General features: G+C 59.7%; 22 protein-coding genes. 13 read left to right on the top strand and 9 right to left on the bottom strand.

All coding sequences use genetic code 11. The features are described from left to right. Positions 1-46 precede the first annotated feature (46 nt). Positions 47-334 (bottom strand): I78 family peptidase inhibitor, encoded by a 288-nt coding sequence (locus AC2FNR_RS19320; RefSeq protein ID WP_496850850.1) that lies wholly within the window; start codon positions 332-334, stop codon positions 47-49. A gap of 129 nt (positions 335-463) precedes the next feature. Between AC2FNR_RS19320 and AC2FNR_RS19315 the strand changes: the two genes are divergently transcribed. Next, entirely contained in the window at positions 464-1,576 is a 1,113-nt protein-coding gene (locus AC2FNR_RS19315; protein WP_480869068.1) for an S-(hydroxymethyl)glutathione dehydrogenase/class III alcohol dehydrogenase, read from the top strand. Between the two features lie 52 nt (positions 1,577-1,628). Here the strand turns inward: AC2FNR_RS19315 and AC2FNR_RS19310 are convergent, their stop codons facing one another. The 3 genes from AC2FNR_RS19310 to AC2FNR_RS19300 all read right to left on the bottom strand — a co-directional run bounded on the left by AC2FNR_RS19310 (position 1,629) and on the right by AC2FNR_RS19300 (position 6,082). Continuing rightward, positions 1,629-2,567 (bottom strand): DMT family transporter, encoded by a 939-nt coding sequence (locus AC2FNR_RS19310; protein ID WP_170355825.1) that lies wholly within the window; start codon positions 2,565-2,567, stop codon positions 1,629-1,631. 134 nt (positions 2,568-2,701) lie between these two features. Further along, positions 2,702-3,115, bottom strand: a complete 414-nt coding sequence (locus AC2FNR_RS19305) for a group III truncated hemoglobin (protein WP_496850847.1) — start codon at positions 3,113-3,115, stop codon at positions 2,702-2,704. A 48-nt stretch (positions 3,116-3,163) separates the two neighbouring features. Then, the gene (locus AC2FNR_RS19300) at positions 3,164-6,082 is read right to left on the bottom strand and encodes an error-prone DNA polymerase (RefSeq protein WP_496850845.1); all 2,919 of its coding nucleotides are present in this window, start codon (positions 6,080-6,082) and stop codon (positions 3,164-3,166) included. 110 nt (positions 6,083-6,192) lie between these two features. Between AC2FNR_RS19300 and AC2FNR_RS19295 the strand changes: the two genes are divergently transcribed. Next, positions 6,193-6,657, top strand: a complete 465-nt coding sequence (locus tag AC2FNR_RS19295; RefSeq protein ID WP_496850844.1) for a DUF1203 domain-containing protein — start codon at positions 6,193-6,195, stop codon at positions 6,655-6,657. A gap of 11 nt (positions 6,658-6,668) precedes the next feature. On the opposite strand, the gene AC2FNR_RS19290 is transcribed toward AC2FNR_RS19295, so the two are convergent. Beyond that, the gene (locus AC2FNR_RS19290; RefSeq protein ID WP_480869212.1) at positions 6,669-7,601 is read right to left on the bottom strand and encodes an ABC transporter ATP-binding protein; all 933 of its coding nucleotides are present in this window, start codon (positions 7,599-7,601) and stop codon (positions 6,669-6,671) included. 87 nt (positions 7,602-7,688) lie between these two features. Here AC2FNR_RS19290 and AC2FNR_RS19285 point away from each other — a divergent pair, with 87 nt between their 5' ends. The 4 genes from AC2FNR_RS19285 (at position 7,689) to polA (ending at position 12,113) form a co-directional block, all read left to right on the top strand. Next, positions 7,689-7,880, top strand: a complete 192-nt coding sequence (locus tag AC2FNR_RS19285; RefSeq protein ID WP_496850842.1) for a zinc-finger domain-containing protein — start codon at positions 7,689-7,691, stop codon at positions 7,878-7,880. A gap of 89 nt (positions 7,881-7,969) precedes the next feature. After that, positions 7,970-8,632, top strand: a complete 663-nt coding sequence (locus AC2FNR_RS19280; protein WP_496850840.1) for a YrbL family protein — start codon at positions 7,970-7,972, stop codon at positions 8,630-8,632. Between the two features lie 156 nt (positions 8,633-8,788). Continuing rightward, complete coding sequence (locus AC2FNR_RS19275; RefSeq protein WP_496850838.1) at positions 8,789-9,247, top strand: hypothetical protein; 459 nt, start codon at positions 8,789-8,791, stop codon at positions 9,245-9,247. Between the two features lie 70 nt (positions 9,248-9,317). Next, positions 9,318-12,113: a DNA polymerase I gene (polA, locus tag AC2FNR_RS19270; protein WP_496850836.1), complete on the top strand. Its 2,796-nt coding sequence runs from the start codon at positions 9,318-9,320 to the stop codon at positions 12,111-12,113. 44 nt (positions 12,114-12,157) lie between these two features. Here the strand turns inward: polA and AC2FNR_RS19265 are convergent, their stop codons facing one another. Continuing rightward, complete coding sequence (locus AC2FNR_RS19265) at positions 12,158-12,388, bottom strand: DUF2798 domain-containing protein (protein WP_170356052.1); 231 nt, start codon at positions 12,386-12,388, stop codon at positions 12,158-12,160. Between the two features lie 62 nt (positions 12,389-12,450). Then, a complete protein-coding gene (locus tag AC2FNR_RS19260) occupies positions 12,451-13,206 on the bottom strand; it encodes a hydroxypyruvate isomerase family protein (protein ID WP_480869073.1) in 756 nt (251 codons plus the stop codon). A 173-nt stretch (positions 13,207-13,379) separates the two neighbouring features. Between AC2FNR_RS19260 and AC2FNR_RS19255 the strand changes: the two genes are divergently transcribed. Continuing rightward, a complete protein-coding gene (locus AC2FNR_RS19255) occupies positions 13,380-14,318 on the top strand; it encodes a DMT family transporter (RefSeq protein WP_496850834.1) in 939 nt (312 codons plus the stop codon). On the opposite strand, the gene AC2FNR_RS19250 is transcribed toward AC2FNR_RS19255, so the two are convergent. Further along, positions 14,315-14,893 (bottom strand): DUF1285 domain-containing protein, encoded by a 579-nt coding sequence (locus AC2FNR_RS19250; RefSeq protein WP_496850832.1) that lies wholly within the window; start codon positions 14,891-14,893, stop codon positions 14,315-14,317. The genes AC2FNR_RS19255 and AC2FNR_RS19250 overlap by 4 nt on opposite strands. A gap of 64 nt (positions 14,894-14,957) precedes the next feature. Here AC2FNR_RS19250 and AC2FNR_RS19245 point away from each other — a divergent pair, with 64 nt between their 5' ends. From AC2FNR_RS19245 to AC2FNR_RS19220, 6 genes are all read left to right on the top strand, one after another. Next, the gene (locus tag AC2FNR_RS19245; protein ID WP_496850830.1) at positions 14,958-15,965 is read left to right on the top strand and encodes an AAA family ATPase; all 1,008 of its coding nucleotides are present in this window, start codon (positions 14,958-14,960) and stop codon (positions 15,963-15,965) included. Continuing rightward, positions 15,962-16,837: a DUF58 domain-containing protein gene (locus AC2FNR_RS19240; RefSeq protein WP_480869076.1), complete on the top strand. Its 876-nt coding sequence runs from the start codon at positions 15,962-15,964 to the stop codon at positions 16,835-16,837. Before AC2FNR_RS19245 ends, AC2FNR_RS19240 begins: the two co-directional genes overlap by 4 nt. Further along, positions 16,834-19,596, top strand: a complete 2,763-nt coding sequence (locus AC2FNR_RS19235; RefSeq protein ID WP_496850828.1) for a DUF4159 domain-containing protein — start codon at positions 16,834-16,836, stop codon at positions 19,594-19,596. Before AC2FNR_RS19240 ends, AC2FNR_RS19235 begins: the two co-directional genes overlap by 4 nt. Beyond that, a complete protein-coding gene (locus tag AC2FNR_RS19230; protein WP_496850826.1) occupies positions 19,593-21,635 on the top strand; it encodes a hypothetical protein in 2,043 nt (680 codons plus the stop codon). Before AC2FNR_RS19235 ends, AC2FNR_RS19230 begins: the two co-directional genes overlap by 4 nt. A gap of 302 nt (positions 21,636-21,937) precedes the next feature. Beyond that, positions 21,938-24,118, top strand: coding sequence for a response regulator (locus tag AC2FNR_RS19225; RefSeq protein WP_496850824.1), 2,181 nt, complete (start codon positions 21,938-21,940; stop codon positions 24,116-24,118). Positions 24,119-24,154: 36 nt separating this feature from the next. Then, positions 24,155-24,619, top strand: coding sequence for a VOC family protein (locus tag AC2FNR_RS19220; RefSeq protein WP_496850822.1), 465 nt, complete (start codon positions 24,155-24,157; stop codon positions 24,617-24,619). On the opposite strand, the gene yaaA is transcribed toward AC2FNR_RS19220, so the two are convergent. Continuing rightward, positions 24,607-25,377 carry a peroxide stress protein YaaA gene (gene yaaA, locus AC2FNR_RS19215; protein ID WP_480869080.1) on the bottom strand — a complete coding sequence of 257 codons (771 nt, stop codon included), beginning with the start codon at positions 25,375-25,377 and terminating at the stop codon, positions 24,607-24,609. The two genes, AC2FNR_RS19220 and yaaA, sit on opposite strands and share 13 nt — an antisense overlap. Positions 25,378-25,400: the final 23 nt, after the last annotated feature.

The raw sequence follows: 25,400 nt of genomic DNA, 5'->3' as shown, positions 1-25,400 counted from the left end.
TGTTCCTATTTTGTTCTTACCGTAGAATCGTCTGCCGAGTCCACGCCTAGCCGCAGGTCAGGCGCTGAATGACCCCGGTCTCATCTACAAACACATTCAGCCGGTCGATCCGGTAATCTTGCGTAGCAATGCCGTCGGGCCCCAGAACGCGGGACCGTTCAGGCAATTGGGCCTGAATGGTCGAGACAGGTTGACCAATGGAATTGGCAAAGGGCTCACCCAGACAAAACGCCAGATCAACCGGCGCAGGTTCGGGCGACAGGGGCGCGTCCTCGGGCGCGGGTGTCTGGGTGCAGGCGACCAGCAGGGCCAGCGCGGGGATAAAACGGTACATTGGCGTTCCTCTTTCCGGCAATGTCGTTTCTGCAATATCAGATATTTAACAAACCTGTCACCAAAGCGCAGTTGAAAACCTCCTGCGATTGCCGCAGGGTCGGGGCAAAGAAGACAGGGAGACAAAGATATGCGTACCCGTGCCGCCGTCGCCGTTCAGGCGGGCAAACCTTTGGAAGTGATGGATGTGAACCTTGAAGGCCCCAAAGCGGGTGAGGTTCTGGTGGAAATCAAGGCCACCGGCATCTGCCACACCGATGAATTCACCCTGTCGGGTGCCGACCCTGAGGGGCTGTTCCCCGCGATTCTGGGCCATGAAGGCGCAGGCGTCGTGGTTGAGGTCGGCCCAGGCGTCACCAGCCTGAAGCCAGGCGACCACGTGATCCCGCTTTACACCCCCGAATGCCGCGAGTGTGAATACTGTCTGCATCCCAAGACCAACCTGTGTCAGGCGATCCGTGAAACGCAGGGACAGGGCCTGATGCCTGATGGGACCTCGCGCTTTTCGACTTTGGATGGTGATCCAATCCTGCACTACATGGGCTGCTCGACTTTCTCGAACCACACGGTTCTGCCGGAAATCGCGCTGGCCAAGGTGCGCCCGGACGCCCCGTTCGACAAAATCTGCTATATCGGTTGCGGCGTGACCACCGGTATCGGCGCTGTCATAAACACTGCCAAGGTGGAAATCGGCAGCCGTGCCATCGTTTTCGGTCTGGGCGGCATTGGTCTGAACGTGATTCAGGGCCTGCGTCTGGCTGGGGCCGATCAGATTGTTGGCGTTGACCTGAACCCGGCCAAGGTCGAGATGGCGACCAAGTTCGGTATGACCGATTTTGTGAATCCGGCCGAGGTTGAAGGTGATCTGGTTCCTTATCTGGTCAACCTGACCAAAGGCGGCGGCGATTACACCTTTGACGCCACCGGCAATGTGGGCGTAATGCGCGCTGCGCTGGAGTCGGCGCATAAGGGCTGGGGTGAGTCGATCATCATCGGCGTGGCACCTGCGGGGGCCGAGATCTCGACCCGTCCGTTCCAGCTGGTCACGGGCCGCTCGTGGCGCGGGACGGCCTTTGGTGGCGCGCGGGGCCGGACCGATGTGCCGAAAATTGTCGACTGGTACATGGAAGGCAAGATCGAGATCGACCCTATGATCACCCACACCATGGGTCTAGACGACATCAACCACGGTTTCGACCTGATGCATAAGGGCGAAAGCATCCGCTCGGTTGTGGTCTACTAAGGCCCTGAACCTGCGATTTCGAGGACGGCGCGCTGTGAATGGCGCGCCGTTTTTATTTGCCGGGACGGCTTGCGCCTGTGTCGGACCGGGGCGAGCGGACCCTCAGAACCGGGGTATTGACCGACGAGGTGTTCGCCCGGCTTTCGCGCCAGACCACATAGACGCCTGAGGCGATAATGATGCTGGCCCCAACGGCGACCCAGCCATCGGGCCGCTCGTTGAAAAAGACCATGCCGAACAATGTAGCCCAGATGATCTGACTGTATTGGCTGGGGGCGACCACGCCTGCAGGCGCGGCGCGATAGGCAAGGATGATCAGGTGTTGGGCGATGACCGAAAACACGCCCACCAGCGCCATCATCGCCAGATGCAGCAGCGAGGGTGGTTGGTAAACAGCGGGCTGCATCAAGCTCATGACCACAATGGCCAGCAGCATCGGATAAAGGATCAGTACGGCCGAGCGTTCCTCATTCCCGATCTTGCGTACCAAAACAGACCCTAACGCGCTGGAAAACGCCGCAGTCAGGGCCGCGAGATGCCCCAGAGTGATATCCGTGGCACCGGGGCGCAGGACGATCAGAACTCCGATCAGGCCACAGCCGACGGCGGCCCAACGCTGTGCGCGCACGACTTCCCCCAGGATCGGGATCGACAGGACGGTGACGAACAGAGGGAAGGCGAATAACAGCGAGTAGACCTCGGCCAGCGGCAGCGCCGAGAAAGCGTAGAAGGCGCAGACCATGGATGTCACCATCAGGGCCGAGCGCAGCAGGACCAGCCACGGATGATGTGGTCGGAAATTGCCCGTTGTCCGGTCGGTCAGGATCGTCACCGCCATTGGCACAAAGGAAAACAGCGTTGCGAAAAAGATGATCTGCATCACCGAATAGGTGCTACCCAGCACTTTGATCAGCACATCGTGGCTCGCAAAAACGGCAAAGCCCGCAAACGCATAGCCAAGCCCCCGAAGGGTGGTGTTCTGAGTGCTCATGAGGCGGCCTCGGGTGATGTGTCGGTGTAGGGGCGCAGCGCATTGGGGCTGTCGTACCCCTGAGTAAACTCATTTGGCCGACCCGCATAGCCCCTATTTTACCGCTAACATGGCAAAACTGCCATGCCCTGGGATCAACGCAGGATGGGAGGTGCGTGTTTGGGTTGGCGTGCAGATTGCACACCGGCCTTCATCCCCACGCCGATTCTTCGGGCCAGCGCGACCCATGGTGTGGAGGTTTCCGGGGGTAAGGTCTGGGTGGCGACCTCTTCGAACAAATCCAGCCAATGGGCGAACATGTCGGGCTGCACGTCGGGCCGTTCAATATGGACCCGCTGCGGATTGCCGTCATAGCTGCGCTCATACAGGATGGCGTTGCGCCAGAAGGCGGCGATCTTTTCCTCATGCGTGGACCAGTCTTGGACATGTGTGTTGAAGACCGGTCCTAGCACCGCGTCCTCGCGCACGCGGGCGTAAAAGGCGGCGACCTGAGCATTGATCTGATCTGGGGTCGCGGGAAAGCGCGGCGGCAGCGTGGGGCGGGTCATGTTTGGTCCGTTTTCGACTCTGTTCTGGGCCGATACCCGGTTTGGGCGTCACGCAACAGGTGTGGTTTTGTCGCGCGGCTCGGGCGTCAGCAGATGCCGGATCAGGGCCACTGGATGCGCCTTGAGGCTGAGGCGGGTGGCCACGTAATCTTCGACTACCTGCTCGCCTAGCGTCATCTGTGGCAGATAGGCTGCGGGCTCGTCCAGCGCCTCGCCCTCCAGATCCTGCGAGAACAGCGGCAAGGGCTTCGCGGTGGCAATCGCTTTGGCCTGCCACAACGCCTCGCGCCTTGTCAGATCGCAGGCGGAGAAGGCATCGGCCTCAGCCAACCGTTCGATTACCGAGGGGCCAAGTCCGGCACGACGCCACACATCATCCACCTGATGGTAGCCATTACCGCGCGCGGCGGTCAGCCAGCTGGCATCTTCCTCGCTCAGGCCCTTGATCTGGCGGAACCCCAGCCGCAGAGCCAACCCGCCGTGACCGTCGGGTTCCATCACATTGTCCCAGAAACTGGCATTGATACAGACGGGGCGCACCTGAACCCCATGTTCACGCGCATCGCGCACGATCTGCGCTGGGGCATAGAACCCCATGGGCTGTGAATTCAGCAGCGCGCAGGCGAAAATCCCCGGATGGTGGCATTTGATCCAGGCCGAGGCATAGACTAGCAGCGCAAAGCTGGCCGCGTGACTTTCGGGGAAACCGTAAGAGCCGAAGCCTTCGATCTGCGAAAAACAGCGTTCGGCGAAATCCTGTTCATAGCCGTTCCGCTCCATCCCGCGCAGGAACAAGGACCGGAATTCGCTGACATTACCATGTTTCTTGAACGTCGCCAGCGACCGCCGCAGCCGGTCCGCCTGTTCGGGGGTGAAGCCCGCGCCGACGATGGCGATCTGCATCGCCTGTTCCTGAAACAGCGGCACGCCCAGCGTTTTGCCCAGCACCTCACCCAGCGCGTCCGAGGGGAAGCTGACCTCCTCTTCGCCATTCCGGCGGCGGATGTACGGGTGGACCATGTCGCCCTGAATGGGGCCGGGGCGGATGATGGCGACCTCGATCACCAGATCATAGAAATTGCGCGGACGCATTCGTGGCAGAAAGTTCATCTGCGCGCGCGATTCCACCTGAAACACCCCGACCGAGTCCGCCTTGCACAGCATGTCATACACTGCCGGATCCTCGGGCGGCAGGGTGGCAAGGGTATAGCCCGTCTGATGGTGCTGGGTGATCAAATCGAACGCCTTGCGGATACAAGTCAGCATCCCAAGGCTGAGGACATCGACCTTCAGAATACCAAGACTGTCGATATCGTCCTTGTCCCAGCAGATGACTGTGCGGTCCTCCATCGTGGCGTTTTCGATGGGGACGAGTTCGTCCAACCGCCCCTCGGTGATGATGAACCCGCCGACGTGTTGCGAGAGGTGACGGGGGAAGCCGTCGATCTCATAAACCAATGTTAGAGTCTGTTTTAAGCGACGATCTTCGGGATCAAGGCCGATTTCGCGCATCCGTTCCGCCTCGAGCCCCTTGGCCGAGAAGAACCCCCATAGCTGTGAGGACAGAGCCGAGATCGTGTCTTCGGTCAGGCCCATCGCCCGGCCCACTTCGCGGATGGCGCGCTTGCCGCGATAGTGGATCACAGTTGCGCAGAGGCCCGCGCGGTGGCGACCATAGCGGTCATAGATGTGCTGAATCACCTCTTCGCGGCGTTCATGTTCGAAATCGACGTCTATGTCGGGGGGTTCGTCCCGCGCCTCGGAGACGAAGCGTTCGAACACCATCGTGCCCAGCTCGGGGCTGACCTCGGTGATGCCGAGGCAGTAGCAGACGACGGAGTTGGCTGCTGAGCCGCGTCCCTGACACAGGATATCGCGGGATCGGGCGAAGGTGACGATGTCACGGACGGTCAGGAAATAGGGTTCATATTTCAGCTTGCCGATCAGGGTCAGTTCATGCGCCAGCATCTTTTTGGCTTTTTCCGAGGCTCCTGCCGGATACCGCCATTTCAGCCCCTCATGCGCCAAACGGTGCAGGCGTTGGGTCGGGGTTTCCTGGTCACTGCCCTCGCTGGGGTATTCGTAACGCAGCTCATCCAGCGAGAATTGCAACTGTTCGCTGAGCATATGGGCGCGGGTGACAGCGCCTTCATGACCTTTGAAAATGCGCAGCATCTCGGATTCCGAACGCAGGCGCTGCTCTCCATTGGCTAGCGCGTCGCGGCCCAGATCGTCGACCTTGCGGCGCAGTCGGATGGCGGTCAGCACATCGGCCAGTTTGCGACGGGTACCATGGTGCATCATCGGCGCAGCGCTGGCGAGGGTAGGGAGGTTGAGTTGCTTTGATTCAGTCTCTAATAAAATGAAATATTCACTGTCTGCGCCATCATACCGAGGATGCATCAACAGATGCATCCGCCCGGCAAAGCGGCGCGTCAGCTGTTGCGCCTGTGTCCGCCAAGCACTCGCGCCGCCCTGCGACCGGGTCGCTTGTGGCCAGAGCAGCAGGTGCAGACCGTCAGAGAATTCCAACAGGTCGGACAGGTGCAGGATGCAGTCGCCTTTTTCCGCACGCAGGCGGCCTTTCGACAGGATACGGCACAGGTTGCCCCAGCCCTGCCGGTTCAGGGGCAGGGCGGTGACGGTGGGCGCGTCGGTGAAGATCAATCGCGCAGCAGGGATCAGGCGTGGCACCGCGTGGATCGGGTAGGAGGGCGGTTTGGGAATGTGATCGGGGCAGGGCGGGCCGATGGGCGTGTTCTGCCCTTCCCATTCGATACGTTCGCGCACCTTTCGGGCAATCTCGCGCGCCTGGGTATGGGCACGCACGATCCCGGCGACCGAGTTGTCATCGGCAATCGCGATGGCGGGCAGACCAAGTGTGACGGCACGCTGCATATACTCCTCGGGGTGCGAGGCCCCGGTGAGAAAGGTGAAATTCGACGTGATCGACAATTCGGCATACATGGCGATTCCACATTATATTCACCTTTTGTTCTTTTTCGAGTCCTTTGCGCAGGAAACGGGTCGCTTGCAGTGTCCCCTCTGGGCAGGGTGGCAGAAAAAGGAGACCCGAGATGTTCAAGATCACAGCATTGCCCACCCGCCAAGTCCGCGCGCTTCAGGCCGGAGGGCCGGACGCATATGGCGCCTCGCCCGAGCGCGCCGTTTCCGAAGGTGCGGGCAATCCATGCCGCCATTGCCTGCAGAACATTCCGGAAGGAAAAGAGATGCTGATATTGGCGCATCGCCCTTTTTCTGAGACACAACCCTACGCGGAAACGGGTCCGATCTTTCTGTGTGCCGCCCCGTGTGAACAGTATGAAGGGGATGAGATGCCCGAGATTCTGACCACCTCTCCCGACTATCTGATCAAAGGGTACGGGTTGGATGATCGGATCGTCTATGGCACCGAAGAGATTACGCCCACAGATCGGATCGGCGCAAAGATCAGTGATATCTTTGCTCGTCCCGATGTGGCCTATATCCACATCCGGTCCGCGCGGAACAACTGTTATCAGGCGCGGATAGATCGAGTCTAACGGTCAAATTCTCATCCGCGTGCGGATGTCAGGGCGAGGAACACATCCTCGAGGTCTGCCTCTTCGGTGCGGACGTCGCGAATACGGATGCCTGCGGTGCGGACCGATTCCAGAACTTGTTCGGCGCTGGTCGCAGCGCTGCGATATTGCAGCACCAGGCTGCCATCGTCACGCAGAGTGGCCTCGACCCCTTGCGCTGTTGGCAGTTCGGTCACCGGGCTGTCCGGAGCAATGACCATTGTCCGGCTGTCCATGCGACTCAGTAGGTTGGCGGTGCTGTCCTGCGCGATCTTTTCGCCGTGGTTGATGATCGCGATCTCGTCACACATTTCTTGCGCTTCTTCCAGGTAATGCGTGGTCAGGATGATCGTCATGCCCTGTTCGTTCAGTTTGCGCACATTGGTCCAGAGCATCTGGCGCAGTTCGATGTCCACGCCCGCCGTGGGTTCATCCAGGACCAGAATGCGGGGATGGTGCACAAGAGCCTTCGCCAACAGCAGCCGCCTACGCATACCCCCAGACAGAGTGCGCGCATAGGCTTCGGCCTTGTCGCCAAGGCCGACCAGTTCCAGAATCTCGTCGCTGCGGCGCTGGGCCTTGGGGACGCCATAAAGACCGGCCTGAACCTCTAAGGCGCCACGCGGGGTGAAGAACGGATCGAGGTTCAGCTCTTGCGGCATTACGCCAATTGCTGCGCGGGACTGGCGCGGATTTTTATCCTGATCAAACCCGCCGATAGAGACCGTTCCGGCCGATTTAACCACTAGCCCGGCAAGAATGTTGATCAATGTCGATTTCCCGGCCCCGTTTGGCCCCAGCAATCCAAAGACCGACCCGCGCGGGACCGTCAGGTCAACGCCTTTTAGCGCGTGTTTCTCGGGCTGTGCCTTGCTGCCGCGATAGGTCTTGTGCAGACCTTCGATCCTGATTGCCGCATCGCTCATGTGGCTCTTGCCCCCGGTTTGCTCATCGCTCATAAACGCACCTAATACATGCCCGCGAGGCCGACAACCGAAGAAGGATCGCCAGCCGTGACCATCGAAGCGCCGGAAACCAAGATCGTGGAAACCACCCGTGTCGCCTGTGACGGTGGCGAAGGGGCACTGGGCCATCCACGTGTCTGGCTGCAAATCCCTGAAGATACTGGTTGGGTCGAATGCCTCTATTGCGATTGCAAATACATTCTCAAAGGGTCCGCAGCCGAAGAGGCGCAATCAATCTGACATAAAACTGTTACAAGGGCTGACGCCGGGCAGGATATGCTGTAGCGTGCTGCGTCAGAATTCTTGTGTCATTTCCACGCGGATCCGGAATGATCTTTCCAGTGCAACTGGTTCACCTGTCCGACAAAGATCTTGTTGCCACAGGTGGCCACAGAAACGTCTACGCCTACCCTGACCAATCCGATCTTCTGATCAAGGTGACGCGCCCGCGCACGCGGCCCAACCGATCTTTTGCCAAGCGCTTTGTGCGGTATTTGCTGCCGGACTCGGTCTATCGCAATGCATTGAAAGAGCTGGAGTGCGAGATGAAGGCGGCGTTGAAAAGCGGCCCGGATATCGCGAAAATGCCATTGGCCCGGTCTTTTGGCGTTGTGCAAACGGATGCCGGGCCGGGCATTGTGGTCGAGCGTATGGAATCTGAGGACGGCTCGCTGGCGCAGGATCTGATGTCGTTGTGCCAGCAGCGCCGGCTGCCCCCCGAGGTTCTGAACAAGCTGAATGATTTTGTTCACACGCTGTTCGACTTTCAGATCGTGGGTCGCGATATTCATGCGCAAAATATCGTTTACGGCACGCGCGACTCAGTGTCGATGTTCGTGCTGATCGACGGGTACGGGGAACGCAATCTGGTCCCATTGCGCAGCCTAAGCCGTCGACTGAATGACAGGTCGTTGAACAAGCAGATGCACGGAATCGCTGAAAAAACCGGATTGCGATGGGATGCGGCGACCAGAGCGTTCAGCGCCCCATAGCTTTGGTTTGCTGCTTGCCTGACGGCGGATCGCTGAATCGAAGAGATATGGTCATACAGGCACAGTTGCGGTGCGTTTTCCGCAAGCAATAATGTTCTCCCAAATGCTACCGTGGTTTTATGCTATGGCCGATTTGCAGATATTGGGATGAGTTCGATGACGGATGTTGCATCTACTGACACTGCTAGTCCGGTTTTCGGCTGGATCGGGTTTGGTATTGGTGCCCTTGCGCTGTTTGCCGCGTTGTTCGTGTTTTGGGCAGGGCCGTTTGCGCCGCAGCAATCGACGGGCGTTTCACTGGGCAAATTGGCCGCCGAGATCGGCAAGTCCACCTGGCGCTCGGCCGCGGGGCTGGAACAGCCCGAGCCGGTCGCGCGCAGCCGTGATCTGGATGACTTTCTACAGATCGGCGTGGCCATGCTTGGGGCCTTGGCAATCGTTGTATCTGTGATTGGGCTGCTGCGTCACGAAAGAAGGCGCCCTGCAATTGCCGGCACCGTGATTGGCGTAGGTGCGATTCTGTTTCAGTTTTTTGCCATGGCCTTCTTCGCCTTTTTGGGCGTGCTGGTTATCATGGCGCTGCTCAACAGTTTTTCTGACGTGTTCAGCGGCTGACGCGCGTTCTTGACTGGCCACCTGAGCGGCCCTGTGGCACAACGTCCACTGACCGACAGGGAGAGCGCGCATGAGCAATTTCGGAAAAGGATGTCACCTGCATCTGATCGACGGATCGGCCTTTATTTTCAGGGCCTATCACGCGCTGCCTCCGCTGACACGTAAGTCGGATGGTTTGCCAATTGGCGCGGTGTCAGGTTTCTGCAACATGCTGCAGAAATATGTCGAAGGGAACGCGGGGCCGGATGCGCCGACCCATGTGGCGGTGATCTTCGACAAGGGGTCACACACGTTCCGCAACGATCTCTATGACCTATACAAGGCCAACCGCGAGGCCATGCCCGAAGATCTACGCCCGCAGATGCCCCTGACCCGCGAGGCGACCCGCGCCTTCAACATCGCCTGCAAAGAGTTGGAAGGCTATGAGGCCGATGACATCATCGCCACGCTGGCCGTGCAGGCGCGCGAGGCTGGGGGGCGGGTGACTATTGTCAGCTCGGACAAAGACCTGATGCAGCTTGTGGGCGGCGGCGTTGAGATGCTGGACGCGATGAAGAACAAACGTATCGACAAGGATGGCGTGTTCGAGAAGTTCGGTGTGGGTCCCGAACGCGTGGTTGATGTGCAGGCGCTGGCAGGCGACAGCGTAGATAACGTGCCCGGCGCGCCGGGGATCGGGGTCAAGACCGCCGCCTTGCTGATCAATGAATATGGCGATCTGGAGACCCTGCTGGATCGCGCTGAAGAGATCAAGCAGCCCAAACGCCGCCAGACCCTGATCGAAAAGCGCGACCAGATCGAGCTGTCGAAGAAACTGGTGCAGTTGGACGAAAACACGCCGCTGGATTTCACGCTGGACGATTTGGAGGTGCAGGACCCTGATCCCGAAACCCTGCTGGGGTTCCTTGCGGATATGGAGTTCCGCACCCTCACCAAACGCATTGCCGACAAGCTGGGGGCCGAGGCCCCGGTGATCGCTGATGCGCCTTCGCCCGAAGTGGTTACCGAGGCTGAGGATATCTCCTTTGACGCCTCGAAATACGAATGCGTGCGCGATGCGGCGGCGCTGCAGGCTTGGATCGACCGGGCCTATGAAACCGGCTGGGTGGCTGTCGATACTGAGACCACCGGATTGAACGAAATGATCGCCGATCTGGTGGGCATTTCCCTGTGTGTCACGGCAGGTGAGGCCTGCTACATCCCGCTGACCCACCGCGATGGGGCCGCTGATGATCTTTTCGGGTCGGATGCACTGGCCGAGGGGCAGATGCCGTTGGATGAGGCTCTAACTTTGCTCAAACCGCTGCTTCAGGACGTCTCGATCCTGAAGATCGGGCAGAACATGAAATACGACGCCAAGATTTTCGCGCGTTATGGCGTAGAAATGGCGCCGATCGACGACACGATGCTGATGTCTTATGCGATGCATGGCGGTGAGCACGGGCATGGGATGGATACGCTGTCCGAGCGTTACCTGAATCACACGCCGATTCCGATCAAACCGCTGCTGGGGTCCGGCAAATCAGCCATCGCTTTCGACAAGGTGCCGATTGACGAGGCGACGGCTTACGCCGCCGAGGATGCGGATATCACCCTGCGCCTGTGGAAGCTGTTCAAACCGCAACTGCATCAGGTGCAGGTGACGACGGTTTATGAGACGCTCGAACGCCCGCTGGTGCCGGTTCTCAAAGAGATGGAGATGCATGGCATCAAGGTGGACCGCGATGTCCTGAGTCGCATGTCCAACGCTTTTGCGCAGAAAATGGCCGGGCTAGAGGCTGAAATTCATGAACTGGCTGGTGAGAACTTCAATGTCGGTTCGCCCGCGCAACTGGGTGAGATCCTGTTCGACAAGATGGGGCTTGAGGGCGGTAAGAAAGGCAAGACCGGGAAGTATTCGACCGGGGCGGACATTCTGGAAGACCTCGCCACCGAACACGAGTTGCCCCGCCGGGTGTTGGATTGGCGGCAGCTTTCCAAGCTGAAATCGACCTATACCGACGCGCTGCAGACCCATATCAACCCGGATACAGGCCGGGTGCATACATCTTATTCGATCACGGGGGCGAATACGGGGCGTCTGGCCTCGACCGATCCGAACCTGCAGAACATCCCGGTGCGCACCGAAGAAGGCCGCCGCATCCGCGAGGCCTTTATCGCCGAGCCAGGTAATGTGATGGTCAGCCTCGACTACAGCCAGATCGAGCTGCGCATTCTGGCTCATATCGCTGAGATACCGGCGTTGAAACAGGCCTTTGCCGATGGTCTGGACATTCACGCCATGACCGCCTCCGAGATGTTTGACGTGCCGCTTGATGAGATGACGCCTGATATCCGCCGCCAGGCTAAGGCGATAAACTTTGGCGTGATTTACGGGATTTCAGGCTTTGGTTTGGCGCGCAACCTGCGCATTCCACGCGCCGAGGCGCAGGGTTTCATCGATCGGTATTTCGAGCGGTTCCCGGGTATCAGAGCCTATATGGACGACACCGTCGCGTTCGCCAAAGAACATGGGTATGTGCAGACGCTGTTTGGCCGTAAAATCCACACGCCCGAGATCAATGCCAAGGGGCCGCATGCCGGGTTCTCGCGTCGAGCGGCGATCAACGCACCGATTCAGGGGACAGCGGCAGATGTGATCCGGCGGGCGATGGTGCGGATGCCGGACGCCATCAATGGGCTGCCTGCCAAGATGCTGCTACAGGTGCATGACGAATTGCTGTTCGAAGTGGCCGAGGATGCGGTGGATCAGGTGATCGGTGTGGCGCGCGACGTGATGGAGGGAGCATCGGATCCCGCCGTTAAACTGGATGTCAAGTTGAGTGTCGATGCCGGGCAGGGCGCCAACTGGGCCGAAGCGCATTAAGTGCGCGCTGCTCATCAGGCCCGGCGGGCCCTCTTTGCAGCGGGTCAATCCTGCGTCTTGACCCAACCTTCGACCATACGTTTGACGAAAGGTCCAAGGCTTAGAATAACAAGAAATGCGATGGGCCAACAAAAGGCCCAGGACCCGAACCAGTCACCCAGGGTGGTGGGACCAAAACCAACTGCCTTGACGGTTGCGATACCTGTAACGATACAGGACATCAGTCCTGACATGATCAGACCGAAAAGGGCGTGGGCGAAACGGGCTGGTATCATTGAAGGCGCTTTCGAAGTCGAGACGTTCTTCATTTGCTGGATTTTTTGTCAAGAATCCAGAGTTACGGGGTCATCCAACCAAGACTGTCTGCGGAATTTTGCGTGGACGGGGTGTATTCGGCACTGACCCAACCTGTGTACCCATGTTGGTCCATTGCCGCGAACAGGGCCACGAAGTCCGTTGGGCCTTTGCCCGGTTCAGCCCGGTTCGGCGCGGCACCGATCTGAGCATGAACAACATGTGGGCGATAGCGGTTCCAGATTTCCAGCGCGTCGCCATGGATCATATGCGCGTGAAAGCTGTCATATTGCAGGCCTATATTCGGGCGATCCACCTGGGTCAGAACCTCGGCGGCAAGCGCGTAGTCGTTCAGGAAGTAATCCGGTTGCGAGACAGGGTTCAGCGGCTCGATCGTGAACTGCTGCTGTGGCGCGGCATCGGCGGCCCATTGCAGGTTACGCACAAACGTTTCAAGCGCAAAAGGGCCCGAAGAATAGCCCGACATGATGTGGATCAGCCCCGGTTTCAGCACTTCCGCATAGCGTATCACCCGGCGGATATCGGACTGAAATCGCCCTTCGCCGCCTGGTACGGCCGCATAGCCCGGCTGCCCGCCGGTATAGTTGGGAGGTGGTGCGTTGATCAGCACAAGTTCAAGCCCATTGGCCAGTAGGGCGCGGCGGGTTTCCTTGGCGGCCAAATCATAGGGAAACAGGATTTCGACCGCTTTGAACCCGGCCTCGGCTGCGGCTTGGAACCGGTCAAGATAAGGCAGTTCAGCGAACAGCAGAGAGATATTTGCAGCGAATTTCGGCATGAGCGGGTCCGGTGTGGTGTTGGCCGGACCTTAGCGGGCGGGGTTTGGCGGTGAAAGGGCCTGAAAACGACAGATTGTCGAAAATCGGCCAGATCGCCCCGCGCCGATCAGAGACATTCGGGACAATGCGGCGAATCATTTTCGGTCGCCGGTCCAACAGAAGGTCTGACACCATGGCGATGAGCCCTGACCCCGTGCGCGGGAACGCCCTCTCTGTGTCTGGCGGGCGCAGTTCTGCCCTGTCCGGCAATGGCTTTGCGGTGGCCAGCATGCTGACATGGGCTGCGGGGTTTCCGGCGGCCGAAGTGCTGTTGCAGAGCTGGCCTCCGGTTGCGTTGCTGGTGGCGCGGCTGGCGCTGGCGGTGCTGGTGATGGTGCCGATCTGGGTGCTGTTTGACGGGCCGACGCGCGTGTTGCGGGCGCGTTGGGGTCATGCGATGCGGGTCGGTGCCGCGTTGGGTGTGGCGATGTTTCTGATCATTCTGGCGCAAAAGCTGACCGATCCGGTGACCGTGGCGATCATCGCCTCCTGCGCGCCTTTGTTTGCGACCGTTTTGGAGCTGGCGACGGGTGCGCGGCGGCTGCGGTGGAATTTTGCGCTGGGCGTGGGGGTGTCGATTATTGGCGGGCTGATCGCCACCAGCGCGGTGGCGCCGGCGCAGCTGGGGCTGGGCGCGGTCTGTGCGATTGTGTCGACGGGCCTGTTCTGCTGGTCCAGCATGGCGATTGCGCGGGATTTCCCCGATCTCAGTCAGACGGGGCGCAGCACCATCACTTTTGTCGGAGGTTTGGCGGCGGCGGCCGTTTTGTTCGCCGGTGCCGCGCAGATGGGGATGGAGGTGATGCCCGCCACCCAGATCGACATGCAGCAGGCGGGGATGCTGGTGATCTATGCGCTGATCTCGATGGGGCTGAGTCAGGTGTTCTTTATCGCTTCGGTCGGCAAGATCGGCGTGGCGCTGGCCTCGTTTCACATCAACATTGCGCCGTTTTACGTGATGCTGATCATGCTGGTGCTGGGCGAGGACTGGAACTGGACCCGCGCGCTGGGCGCGGGGATCGTGGCAGTGGCCGTGATACTGGCGCAAGAGCGTCGAGCGCAGGTGGTTTAATCCAGTAGATCATCCGAGCGGATCAGAGGGAAAAACTGCCCGCCGGACCAGACGCCGAACCACTCACCACTATGCTCGGCGATGTCGACCAGCCGGTAAAAACTTTTGCGGTCGATCCGCGCCTCTAGGTTTGCGCGTACCAATATATAGGGGGCAGGCTCCTCTGTTTCGGTATCAATGACAATCCGGAGCGGATGGTCCGCACCTGCGACTGCCGTGTCGCCCACATGTGTGGTGAATGTCAGCTTTTGCGTCTCGCCGCTGCCTTCGACCTCGAAATCGACGGCTACGAAAGGCACGTCCTCGACAGTGATTCCCACCTTCTCGACCGGGGTGACGAGGTAATATTTCCCGTCTTCTTTCTTAAGAATTGACGAAAACAGCTTCACAAGCTCGAACCTGTTGATCGGCGACCCTAGATTAGACCACGAGCCATCTTTGGCGACATGAATGTCCAGATCGCCACAGAACGGAGGATTCCAAAGGTGAACCGGCGGCAAACCCCGCGTTTTGGCAGCTTTGACTGATGCTTCAATGCCATCTGGTGACGGGGTCACAGGTTTTTGTCCGCTCATTGCTTTTGCCATTTCCTCTCAGCGCGATACACTCTGCTTATAATAGTCCACGGAAGGGAAAGTCATGACCGAACCTGCCGACCTCGTGTCCGAGATCGAAGCGCTGGAATCGAAACTGCAAGAGGCGAAGGCCTCGATCACCCGTCGCTTTATCGGACAGGAGAGGGTCGTGGACCTGACCCTGACCGCGCTGCTGTGCGGCGGGCATGCGTTGCTGATCGGTCTGCCCGGTCTGGGTAAGACGCGACTGGTTGAAACGCTGTCGACCGTGATGGGCCTGCATGGCAACCGCATCCAGTTCACACCGGACCTGATGCCTGCCGACATTTTGGGGTCCGAGGTTTTGGATACCGCCGAAGATGGCAGCCGCCATTTCCGGTTCATTTCTGGTCCGATCTTTTGCCAACTGCTGATGGCGGATGAGATCAACCGCGCCAGCCCCCGAACGCAATCGGCACTGCTGCAAGCGATGCAGGAGCGTACGGTGACAGTGGCGGGCGAGGATCGCTCGCTGGGTACGCCCTTTCACGTGTTGGCGACGCAGAACCCGATTGAGCAGGAAGGCACCTATCCGTTGCCCGAGGCGCAGTTGGACCGGTTCCTTGTGCAGATCGACGTGGAATACCCCGATCGCCAGACCGAACGTGACATTCTGCTGGCCACCACGGGCGTCGAAGAAGATGACGCGCATGAGATTTTCACCAAACAGGAATTGCTAGCCGCTCAGGTTCTGTTGCGGCGCATGCCCGTCGGAGATTCGGTGGTTGAGCTGATCCTCGATCTGGTGCGCGCCTTCCGCCCGGATGAGGCTGGCGTGTCCGAACGTGTGGCGGAAACGGTCGCTTGGGGGCCGGGTCCACGTGCGGCGCAGGCGCTGATGATGACAGTGCGCGCGCGCGCAATGCTGCAAGGGCGGTTGGCCCCGAATGCCGAGGACGTCTTGGATATGGCGCGCCCTGTGCTCAGCCACCGGATGGCGCTGAACTTTGCCGCCCGGGCGCGCGGGGACAGCCTTGCTGATCTGATCGAAAGCACCGCTGCCGGCTTGATCCGCACCGAGGCTGCGGCGTGAATGCTGCGCTGACCCTTCGTGAAAGATCCGAGGCCGAGGCGTCCCGGCTGCCGCCCCTGTTGGCGCGGGCTGAGCATCTGGCCGGAACCGTTCTGCTGGGCGATCACGGGCGTAGGCGCTCGGGGCTGGGTGATGATTTTTGGCAGTACCGCCCGGCCCAGATCGGGGACAGTCGCCGGATGATCGACCATCGCCGCTCGGCGCGGGGTGATCAGCAATTTGTACGCGAACGCGAATGGCAGATTGCGCAATCGGTGATGCTGTGGGTCGATCAGGGGGCCTCGATGCGATTTGCGTCTGACAATAACCACCCTACCAAGGCCGACCGTGCGCGTCTGCTGGGGCTGGCCACGGCCATCCTACTGGTGCGAGGCGGAGAACGCGTGGGCCTGACCGGCACCACCCTACCGCCACGACGCGGCAACGCACAGATCGTGCGGCTGGCGCAGGCCTGGTCCGAAGATGCCGAGGCCGATTATGCGCCGCCCGAACACCGCGCCATGATCCCACATGCGCGGGCTGTGTTCATTTCCGATTTTCTCGGACCGATGGATGAGGTCGAACTGGCCCTGACCAAGGCTGCCGACCGGGGCGTGCGCGGTGTTCTGTTGCAGGTTCTGGACCCAAACGAGGAAAGTTTTCCCTATCGCGGTCGGACCATATTCGAAAGCGTCGGCGGCACGACCCGCCACGAGACATTGAAAGCTGGAGAGCTGCGCGACCGCTATCTGGATCGGCTTGCCAGACGCAAGGACGCGCTGACGCAGTTGTGTCGCGCGACTGGCTGGCAGCTTGGGTTGCACCACACGGGTGACAGCGCGCAGGCGGCTCTGCTGTGGCTCTATCGTGCGTTGGATCGGGGGTCTGTATGACGGTTTTGGCGGGTATTGGCTTTACTGCGCCTTGGGTGCTGCTGGGTTTGCTGACCTTGCCGATCCTGTGGCTGATCCTGCGTGCTGTGCCACCTGCGCCGATCCGTCGGTTGTTCCCGGCGGTGACGTTGCTGCTGGGCTTGAAAGATGAAGAAAGCGTCTCGGATCGGACACCCTGGTGGCTATTGCTGTTGCGAATGCTGGCAGCTGCGGCGATCATCATCGGGCTTGCAGGTCCGGTTCTGAACCCCTCGCGTGATCAAGGCGGGTCAGGACCGTTGATGTTGGTGCTGGATGCCAGTTGGGCCGGGGCCACGCAGTGGTCGTCGACGCTGGACCAGATCGATGCGCAACTGGCTGAGGCTGGGCGCGCTGGGCGGACCGTTGCAATCCTGAGCCTGACCCAACCTGAGATGCCGGTGTTCCAGTCTGCCGAAGACTGGCGCGGCAGGTTGCCCGGTCTGGCGCCCGCCCCGTGGCAGCCAACCGAGATCCAGATAGAACAAAGCGCTGCTGCGTTGAACCAGCTAGATGGCGGGTTCGATACGCATTGGTTCAGCGACCGATTGGACTATGACGGGTATGACGCGATCCTTGCAGAGTTGCAGCGGCGGGGCGAAGTGACGGTGTATCAGTCTGCCTCGCCTGTATTTGCGATCCTGCCGGCGTCTTATCAGGACGGGCTTATACAACTGACCGCGCAACGGTCTGAGGCCGGACCGGCTGAGGAAATCTCTGTTCTAGCACAGGGCCGCGATCCAGCCGGTGCGATGCGTGTTCTGCAGTCGGTGGATATGACGTTCGACAGCGGTGAAACACAGGCCCAGGTCGATCTTTCCTTACCGTCCGAGTTGCGCGCCCGCATCACGCGGTTCGAAATCCAGGGCCAACGCTCGGCCGGCGCTTTGACACTGACCGATGACAGCCTGCGGCGACGCGAAGTTGCCCTGATCGCCGGCACCTTGAACCGCGAAGGGCTCGAGCTGTTGTCACCGCTGCACTACCTGACGCAGGTGCTGATCCCAACGGCAGATTTCGTCGAGGGTGGTTTGCTGGACGTTTTGCCCGCCAACCCGGACGTGATCGTTCTGGCTGATGTGGCGAAACTGTCCGCGGGTGAGCAAGAGGCCGTGGTCGAATGGGTTGAACAGGGCGGGTTGCTGTTGCGCTTTGCCGGGCCACGTATGGCCGCCAGCGATCTGGGTCGCGACGCCGAGGATGCTTTGCTGCCGGTGCGCCTGCGCAGCGGGGGCCGCTCGGTAGGAGGTGCGATGAGCTGGGGCGAGGCCAAGGGGCTGGCTCCGTTCCCGGAAGAATCGCCCTTTTACGGGCTCGAGGTGCCGTCGGACGTTTCGGTGACCACGCAAGTAATGGCCCAACCCGACCCTAATCTGGCGGATCGGGTGATTGCCTCGCTTTCGGATGGCACACCGCTGGTGACACGCAAGGCTTTGGGTCTGGGGCAGGTGGTGCTGTTTCATGTGACTGCAGATGCGGAATGGTCCAGCCTGCCGCTGTCGGGTCTGTTCGTCGAAATGCTGGACCGTCTGGCGGTCGCGTCGGCGGCCAAGTCACGGCAAGAGTCACAGTTGCAGGGCACCACGTGGGAGCCGATTCAGGTAATGGACGGCTTTGGTACCCTAACGGATGCAGGCAACCTGTCCGGTGTGGACGGTGTCGATCTTGTCTCGGGCCAGATCGGCCCGGATCTGCGTCCGGGGCTGTATGAAAGTGGTAAACAAAAGCTGGCGCTTAACGTTCTGACCGAGGATGCGGCTCTGACCCCTATTTCCTGGCCAGCCGATGTGCCGATCAAGGGGCAAGAGATCAGTAGCGAGACCCCGATCGGCGGTATCCTCCTGAGCCTCGCGCTTTTGCTGCTGACGTTGGATGTTATAGCTTCACTTGCGCTATCAGGACGTCTGGGATTGGCCCGCGCTGCGGCTGTGGCGCTGGGCGCTGTGCTGATTGCCCCCGACGCGCAGGCGCAGACGCCCGAAGATACCGAGTTTGCCTTGAATGCCACGACCGAGCTGGTGCTGGCGCATGTGTTGACGGGCAACGCAGAGGTTGACGATATCGCAGGCGCGGGCATGCGCGGGCTGGCGCAGACGCTGTTCTACCGCACATCGGTCGAACCGGCCGACCCAATCGGAGTGGATCTGGAACGTGATGAGCTAGCCTTTTTCCCGTTGCTCTACTGGCCGATCACTCCGGATCAACCGCAACCCTCGGCCGAGGCATATTCCAAGCTGAACGCCTATTTGCGGTCGGGCGGGATGATCCTGTTTGACACGCGCGATTCAGATGTGGCGCGGTTCGGCGCCGCCAGTCCCAATGGCCGCAAGTTGCAGCAACTGGCAGGACCGCTGAACATCCCATCGCTCGAACCTATTCCCCGTGACCATGTGCTGACGAGGACCTTCTATCTGCTGCAGGATTTTCCCGGTCGGTATGCAAGCACGGATGTTTGGGTCGAGTCTGCACCGCTGGATGCTGAGCAGATCGACGGGATGCCGTTCAGGAACCTCAACGACAATGTGACGCCTGTGGTGATCGGCGGCAATGACTGGGCCGGGGCATGGGCCGTGGATCGAAATGGTCAGGCGCTTTTGCCCGTTGGGCGCGGCTATGCCGGGGAACGTCAGCGTGAGCTGGCCAACCGCTTCGGGGTCAATCTGGTGATGCATGTGCTGACCGGAAACTACAAATCGGATCAGGTACATGTACCTGCGCTGTTGGACAGGTTGGGACAATGACCGGAACCGTACTTTTTGACCCGTTGATCCCGTGGACGGTTTTGGCTGTTGTGGCTGCCATTGCCGTGGCGGGTGTGGCGTTGGCCCTATGGCGTGGGCTGTCGGGCTGGGCGTTGCGTGGTTTGGCGGCGCTGGTGGTGGTCGCGGCATTGACTGGGCCCGTTTATCAGGTCGAAGATCGCGCTCCGCTGACCGACATCGTATTGATGATCGAAGACGAAAGCGCCAGCCAGACTTTGTCGGACCGGGCTGAACAAACGGTCCAAACCGCCGATAATCTGGCCGCCGAGATCGAGTCTCGCGACAACACCGAACTGCGTCGTATCAAAGTTGGCGACGGTGAGGGCGACGAGGGTACTCAGGTCATGGCTGCGCTGAACGAAGCGCTGGCCGAAGAGCCCCGCGCCAGAATTGCGGGCATTCTGGTCGTCTCGGACGGTATCATCCACGACGCAGAGCAGGCGCCGGACCTTCCTGCGCCAATGCACCTTTTACAGACGGGACGCGCCGATGATTGGGATCGTCGTCTGATCGTTCGTAACGCTCCAGCCTTTGCCATAATCGGCGAGCCCGTCACCCTGACATTGCGGGTCGAAGACAGCGGTGCCGCTCCGGTGGGTGCGGCAACCGCCCCGCTAGAAATCTCGGTCGATGGCGCCGAGGCAGAGCAATTTACCATTCCAATCGGTGTTGATGTCGAGTTGCCCATCACGCTTCCCCATGGCGGGCGCAACGTTCTGCAGTTCACGGTACCACAGGCCGAGGGCGAGCTGACAGACCGCAACAATACAGCGCTGATCCAAATGAACGGTGTGCGCGACCGGTTGCGGGTGCTGCTGGTCTCAGGCGAGCCGCACCCCGGCGGGCGGACTTGGCGGAACCTGCTGAAATCCGACAGCTCGGTCGATCTGGTGCATTTCACCATTCTGCGTCCACCCGAGAAACAGGACGGTGTACCGGTTGACGAACTTTCGCTGATCGCTTTTCCAACGCGCGAGCTGTTTCTCGAGAAGATCAACGATTTCGACCTGATCATCTTTGACCGCTACAAGCGTCGCGGCATTCTTCCGGCGATCTATCTGGACAATGTCAGCAACTATATCAACGAAGGTGGCGCTGTGCTGATCGCCGCGGGGCCGGATTTTGCCAGCGCCGACAGTATCTTTCGATCTCCGCTTGCGCCCATACTTCCCGCACAGCCGACCGCGCGTGTGATCGAGGAGCGGTTTGTTCCGATGGTAAGTGATCTGGGTCGCAGGCATCCGGTGACGACCGATTTGGGCGACTCGGATCAATGGGGGGCGTGGTTACGCCAGATCGACGTCAAGCAACGCAAGGGTGACGTGCTGATGACCGGAGTGGAAGACCGGCCATTGTTGGTGCTGGACCGGGTGGGCGAGGGTCGCGTGGCCATGCTGGCCTCGGATCACGCCTGGCTGTGGAGTCGCGGTTTTGAAGGCGGCGGGCCGCAGTTAGAACTGTTGCGCCGTCTGGCGCATTGGATGATGAAAGAGCCCGAGCTGGAAGAAGAGGCCCTGTGGGCCGAAGCCAACGGCCAAGTCATGCGCATTATTCGCCAGACTTTGGAAGATGAAGTTGGCCCGGTCACTGTCACGCAACCCAATGGCGAAACGCTTGAGGTGACATTGGACGAGGTCTCACCCGGTCGGTTCGAAGCGCAATATTACGGGCCCGAGATTGGCCTTTACCGTTTGCAGGAGGGTGAGCACTCGGCGGTGATCGGCCTTGGCCCGGCCGCGCCAAAAGAGTTCGAGCGCACGATTGCCACCTCGGAGGTGCTGGACCCTATTCTGGCGGAGCTGCGCGGAGGCACCATCCGGATCGAGGATGGTATGCCGTCAATCCGCAATGTGCGGGCCGGTCGACCGGCCTCGGGTCGCGGTTGGATCGGCCTGACGCCGCGCAACGCTTATGAAACACGGGATGTGACTCAGGCCGGATTGTTGCCGCCATGGTTGGTTTTGCTGTTGGCTGGCGGTTTCCTGATTGGTGGATGGATGCGCGAAGGGCGGCGTTGATCCCGAAGTCTCTGACGACAAGGCCCCGTTTAGTCAGAGCACCGAGCGTCGTTCCGCCCGCTGGCAACAGGGTGGTCAGAGTATTTGGCATGCAAGCTTGGGCAAACCGATCTGGCCGTCTGTTACGCATTCTGACAGCGTCGAGCGACAGGGCCGATGGCTGACAATTTTCTGTGCGCGGCATGAAGCTCCTTAGGTTTCATCCAATCCCTGATCCACGATCAGCTGCTCAGGTGACGGCTTAAACACTTCTTCACGCTCTGCCGCGATGCTGGGTTGGAAATGCTTTGGGATCGTCACGGATGAGTCTTGCAACAAAACTGGCACAGGAAAGACGCGCGCGGCTGGCTGCCGAACGGTTGCTTGAGATGAAACAGGCCGAGCTGTCGGCGGCCAATCGCAAACTTGGCTTGCACGCGATGGCCCTGACCAAACGTATTGGCGAAACGCAGGCCGAGGTTGAGACCGTTCGCGATGAGAACGAAAAGGTCAAATCTGATCTGACGCTGGCCAATGCCAAGATCGAAGTGGCCGAGCGTCGGCTGTGGCATTCGATACAGACATTCCATGACGGGTTTGCGTTTTTCGATGGCGACAATCGCCTGATCGGAGCGAACACGGCCTACCTGAGTGTGTTCGAAGGTATTGACGAGGTTGCGCCCGGTATCGCCTATCCCCGTATTCTGGAAATTCTCACGACCGAGGGATTGATTGATCTTGGCGATGAAGCTGCGTGCGATTGGATACGGCGAATGCAGGCCAGGTGGGCGAAAACGAACCCCGAGCCTGAAATTATTCGCCTTTGGAACGGCCACTACTTCAAACTGATTGACCAGCGCGGCAACGGGGGGGACGTGGTCAGCCTGGCGCTGAACATTTCTGCGTCGGTCCGACACGAGGCCGAGCTGAAAGCCGCACGTGAAAGGGCTGAAGCCGCAAACCGCGCAAAGTCTGCGTTTTTGGCAAATATGAGCCACGAAATCAGAACCCCGATGAATGGTATCGTGGGCATGACCGAACTGATTTCGGAAACGCCACTGGATGAAGAACAAAGGCTCTATCTCAATACTATCCGCAATTCGGGCGAGGCATTGTTGGTCATCATCAATGATGTTTTGGACTATTCGAAGATCGAAGCTGACAAGCTGATCCTGCATCCCGAACAATTCGATTTTGAGCGATGCATACTGGAAGTATCTATGCTGCTGCAGCCCAGTGTTCGGGACAAGGGGCTGACATTGCTGGTCGACTACGACCTGTTCCTGCCAACTCTTTTCATGGGTGATCCGGGGCGCGTGCGTCAGGTTTTGACCAATCTGGTTGGCAACGCAGTCAAGTTCACGTCACACGGTCATGTGCTCATTCGGGTAACAGGAGTACCCAATACGGATCTGCGCACCTGCGATATCCATGTGGCAATCGAGGACACCGGGATAGGCATCGATGCCGAGAAAATTGACCATATTTTTGGTGAATTCAACCAGGTCGAGGATGAACGCAACCGGCAGTTTGAAGGAACAGGGTTGGGTCTGGCCATCACTAAACGGTTGATCGCTTTGATGGGTGGCACGATCTGGGTTGAAAGTGAACCACGCGAGGGCTCGTGCTTCGGGTTCCGAATTTCTCTGCCGACAATTGAAGGCCCCCAGCCCGAACCGCCCGATCTGGCGGAGGGGCTGAGGCACGTCATCGTGGTCGAAGATATGGCTGTAAACCGTGCCATCCTGGCCAAACAGTTCAGTCGTCTGGGGGCTCGGGTAACGGTTTGTAGCTCTGGCAGCGAAGCGTTGTCGAAGATTGACGACAGCGTGGGACTAATTCTGTGCGATCACGATCTGCCTGACATGGATGGATTAGAGCTTGCCACCACACTCAAGGACCGGGGATGGGACGACCTGCCCATTGTCCTGATGTCGGCCAACCCAGCTATGATCCACGCCAATCCGGCCCGCCATCTTATTGAAGGTGTTCTGCAGAAACCCATACCCAGAGCCGAACTCTATTCGCGACTGACCGCTTTGGGTCGCGCAGCGCAAACGGATGACGTGCCGCCTGCTACAACCAGAGCGGCTTCCTTGTCCAACGGATCGCAAAAACGGCTCATGCGGGTTCTGGCTGCCGAGGATAACAGGACCAACCAGTTGATCCTGCAAAAAATGGTTAAAGATCTGAACATCGATCTGCGCTTTGCAGCAAATGGAACTGAGGCTGTTGAGGCTTATCAGGACTTCGACCCCGATCTTGTTTTCATGGACATATCTATGCCAGGCATGGACGGCAAACAGGCGACGGCAGAAATCCGTCGACGAGAGATTGAGACGGGCCGCCACGTTCCCATCATCGCCCTGACGGCGCATGCAATGGCAGGAGATGATCAGGGTATCCTGTCGGCGGGGTTGGACCATTATCTGACCAAGCCGCTGCAAAAGCGGAAAATTCATCTGATGATCCAAAACCACCAACCTGATGGGACACACCCGTAGATTGCCGATGCGCATGTGCCGGGCTAGGCTTTCACAATGACTGAACTCAGCGGCTTTCACCCTCGCGCCTTGGGCGAGATCGCCATCCGCTGCGCTGATATGGCGGCGATGGTGGCGTTTTACGAAGACGTCATCGGCCTGCAGCGCCTGAGCGGCGACTACAACAGCGCCATCACCTTTTTCCGCATTGCCGAAGGCTTTTCAGGTCATACGCAGGTGCTGGCCCTGTTCCATCATGCTGCCGCCCCACGACCGGGGCTGCACCCCAGCGGTGCCGACCGACCTGCCACAGGGGCCGGATCATCGCTGCACCACATCGCGCTGTCGCTACCGTTCGAAGAGCAAGAGGCCGTGATGCGCTGGTATGACAAAATGGGCCAACCCTACCGGGTTGAGCAGTTCGGCTGGATCGGGTGGCGAGGGATTTTCACCGAAGACCCCGAGGGCAACACTGTGGAGTTGGTAGCCTATGATCCTTCAATGCTGAATCAGGACGAATAGGGGCGCACAAAGACCGGTTTATCGTCAGACGAAAGGTCGGGACGATAGGCATATCCGCCAGTGTTGAAATCCAACAGACCAGCCGGATCGGTTAGGCGGTGCTGAATGATATAGCGAGCCATGGCCCCGCGCGCTTTCTTGGCGAAAAAGCTGACGATCTTGGGGGTGCCCGCCTTGTCCTCCATGAACACAGGAGTGATCACCCGCAGTTTCAGCGCTTGTGGATCAACCGCGCCGAAATATTCCTGACTGGCGCAGTTCACCAGCACGTCCGACCCGATCTGCGCGCCCTGCGCGTTCAAAGCCTTGCTCAGCTGATCGCGCCAGTATTCATACAGGTTCTTGCCGCGCCGGGTTTTCAGCTTGCTGCCCATCTCAAGCCGATAGGCCTGAATGGCGTCCAGCGGACGCAGCACGCCGTAAAGCCCCGACAGAATGCGCAGGTGATCCTGTGCCCATGCCATTTCGTCGGCATCCAAAGATGCGGCTTCAAGCCCCTGATAGGTGTCACCGGCAAAGGCCAGCGCTGCGGGGCGGGTCAGATCGGCCTCGGGCGCATCAGAAAAGGCGCGATAGCGGTCGCGGTTCAGGCGTGCCAGATCATCACTGAGGTCCATCAGCTTTTTCAGATCGCCCAGCGTCAGGTTGCGGGCGGTTTTCGACAGCCGGATCGCGTCGTCCTGAAAATCGGGTTGAGTGACCGTCACATCGCGCTCGGCCCAGTCCAGCCGCTTGGCCGGGGAAATCACTACCAGCATATCCGCCCTTACTCCTTGCCTGA

The sequence above is a fragment of the Ruegeria sp. SATB045 genome (genome assembly GCF_059613525.1).
Note: the sequence above shows the minus strand (reverse complement) of the source record. Positions and strands in the feature narration are given on the sequence as shown.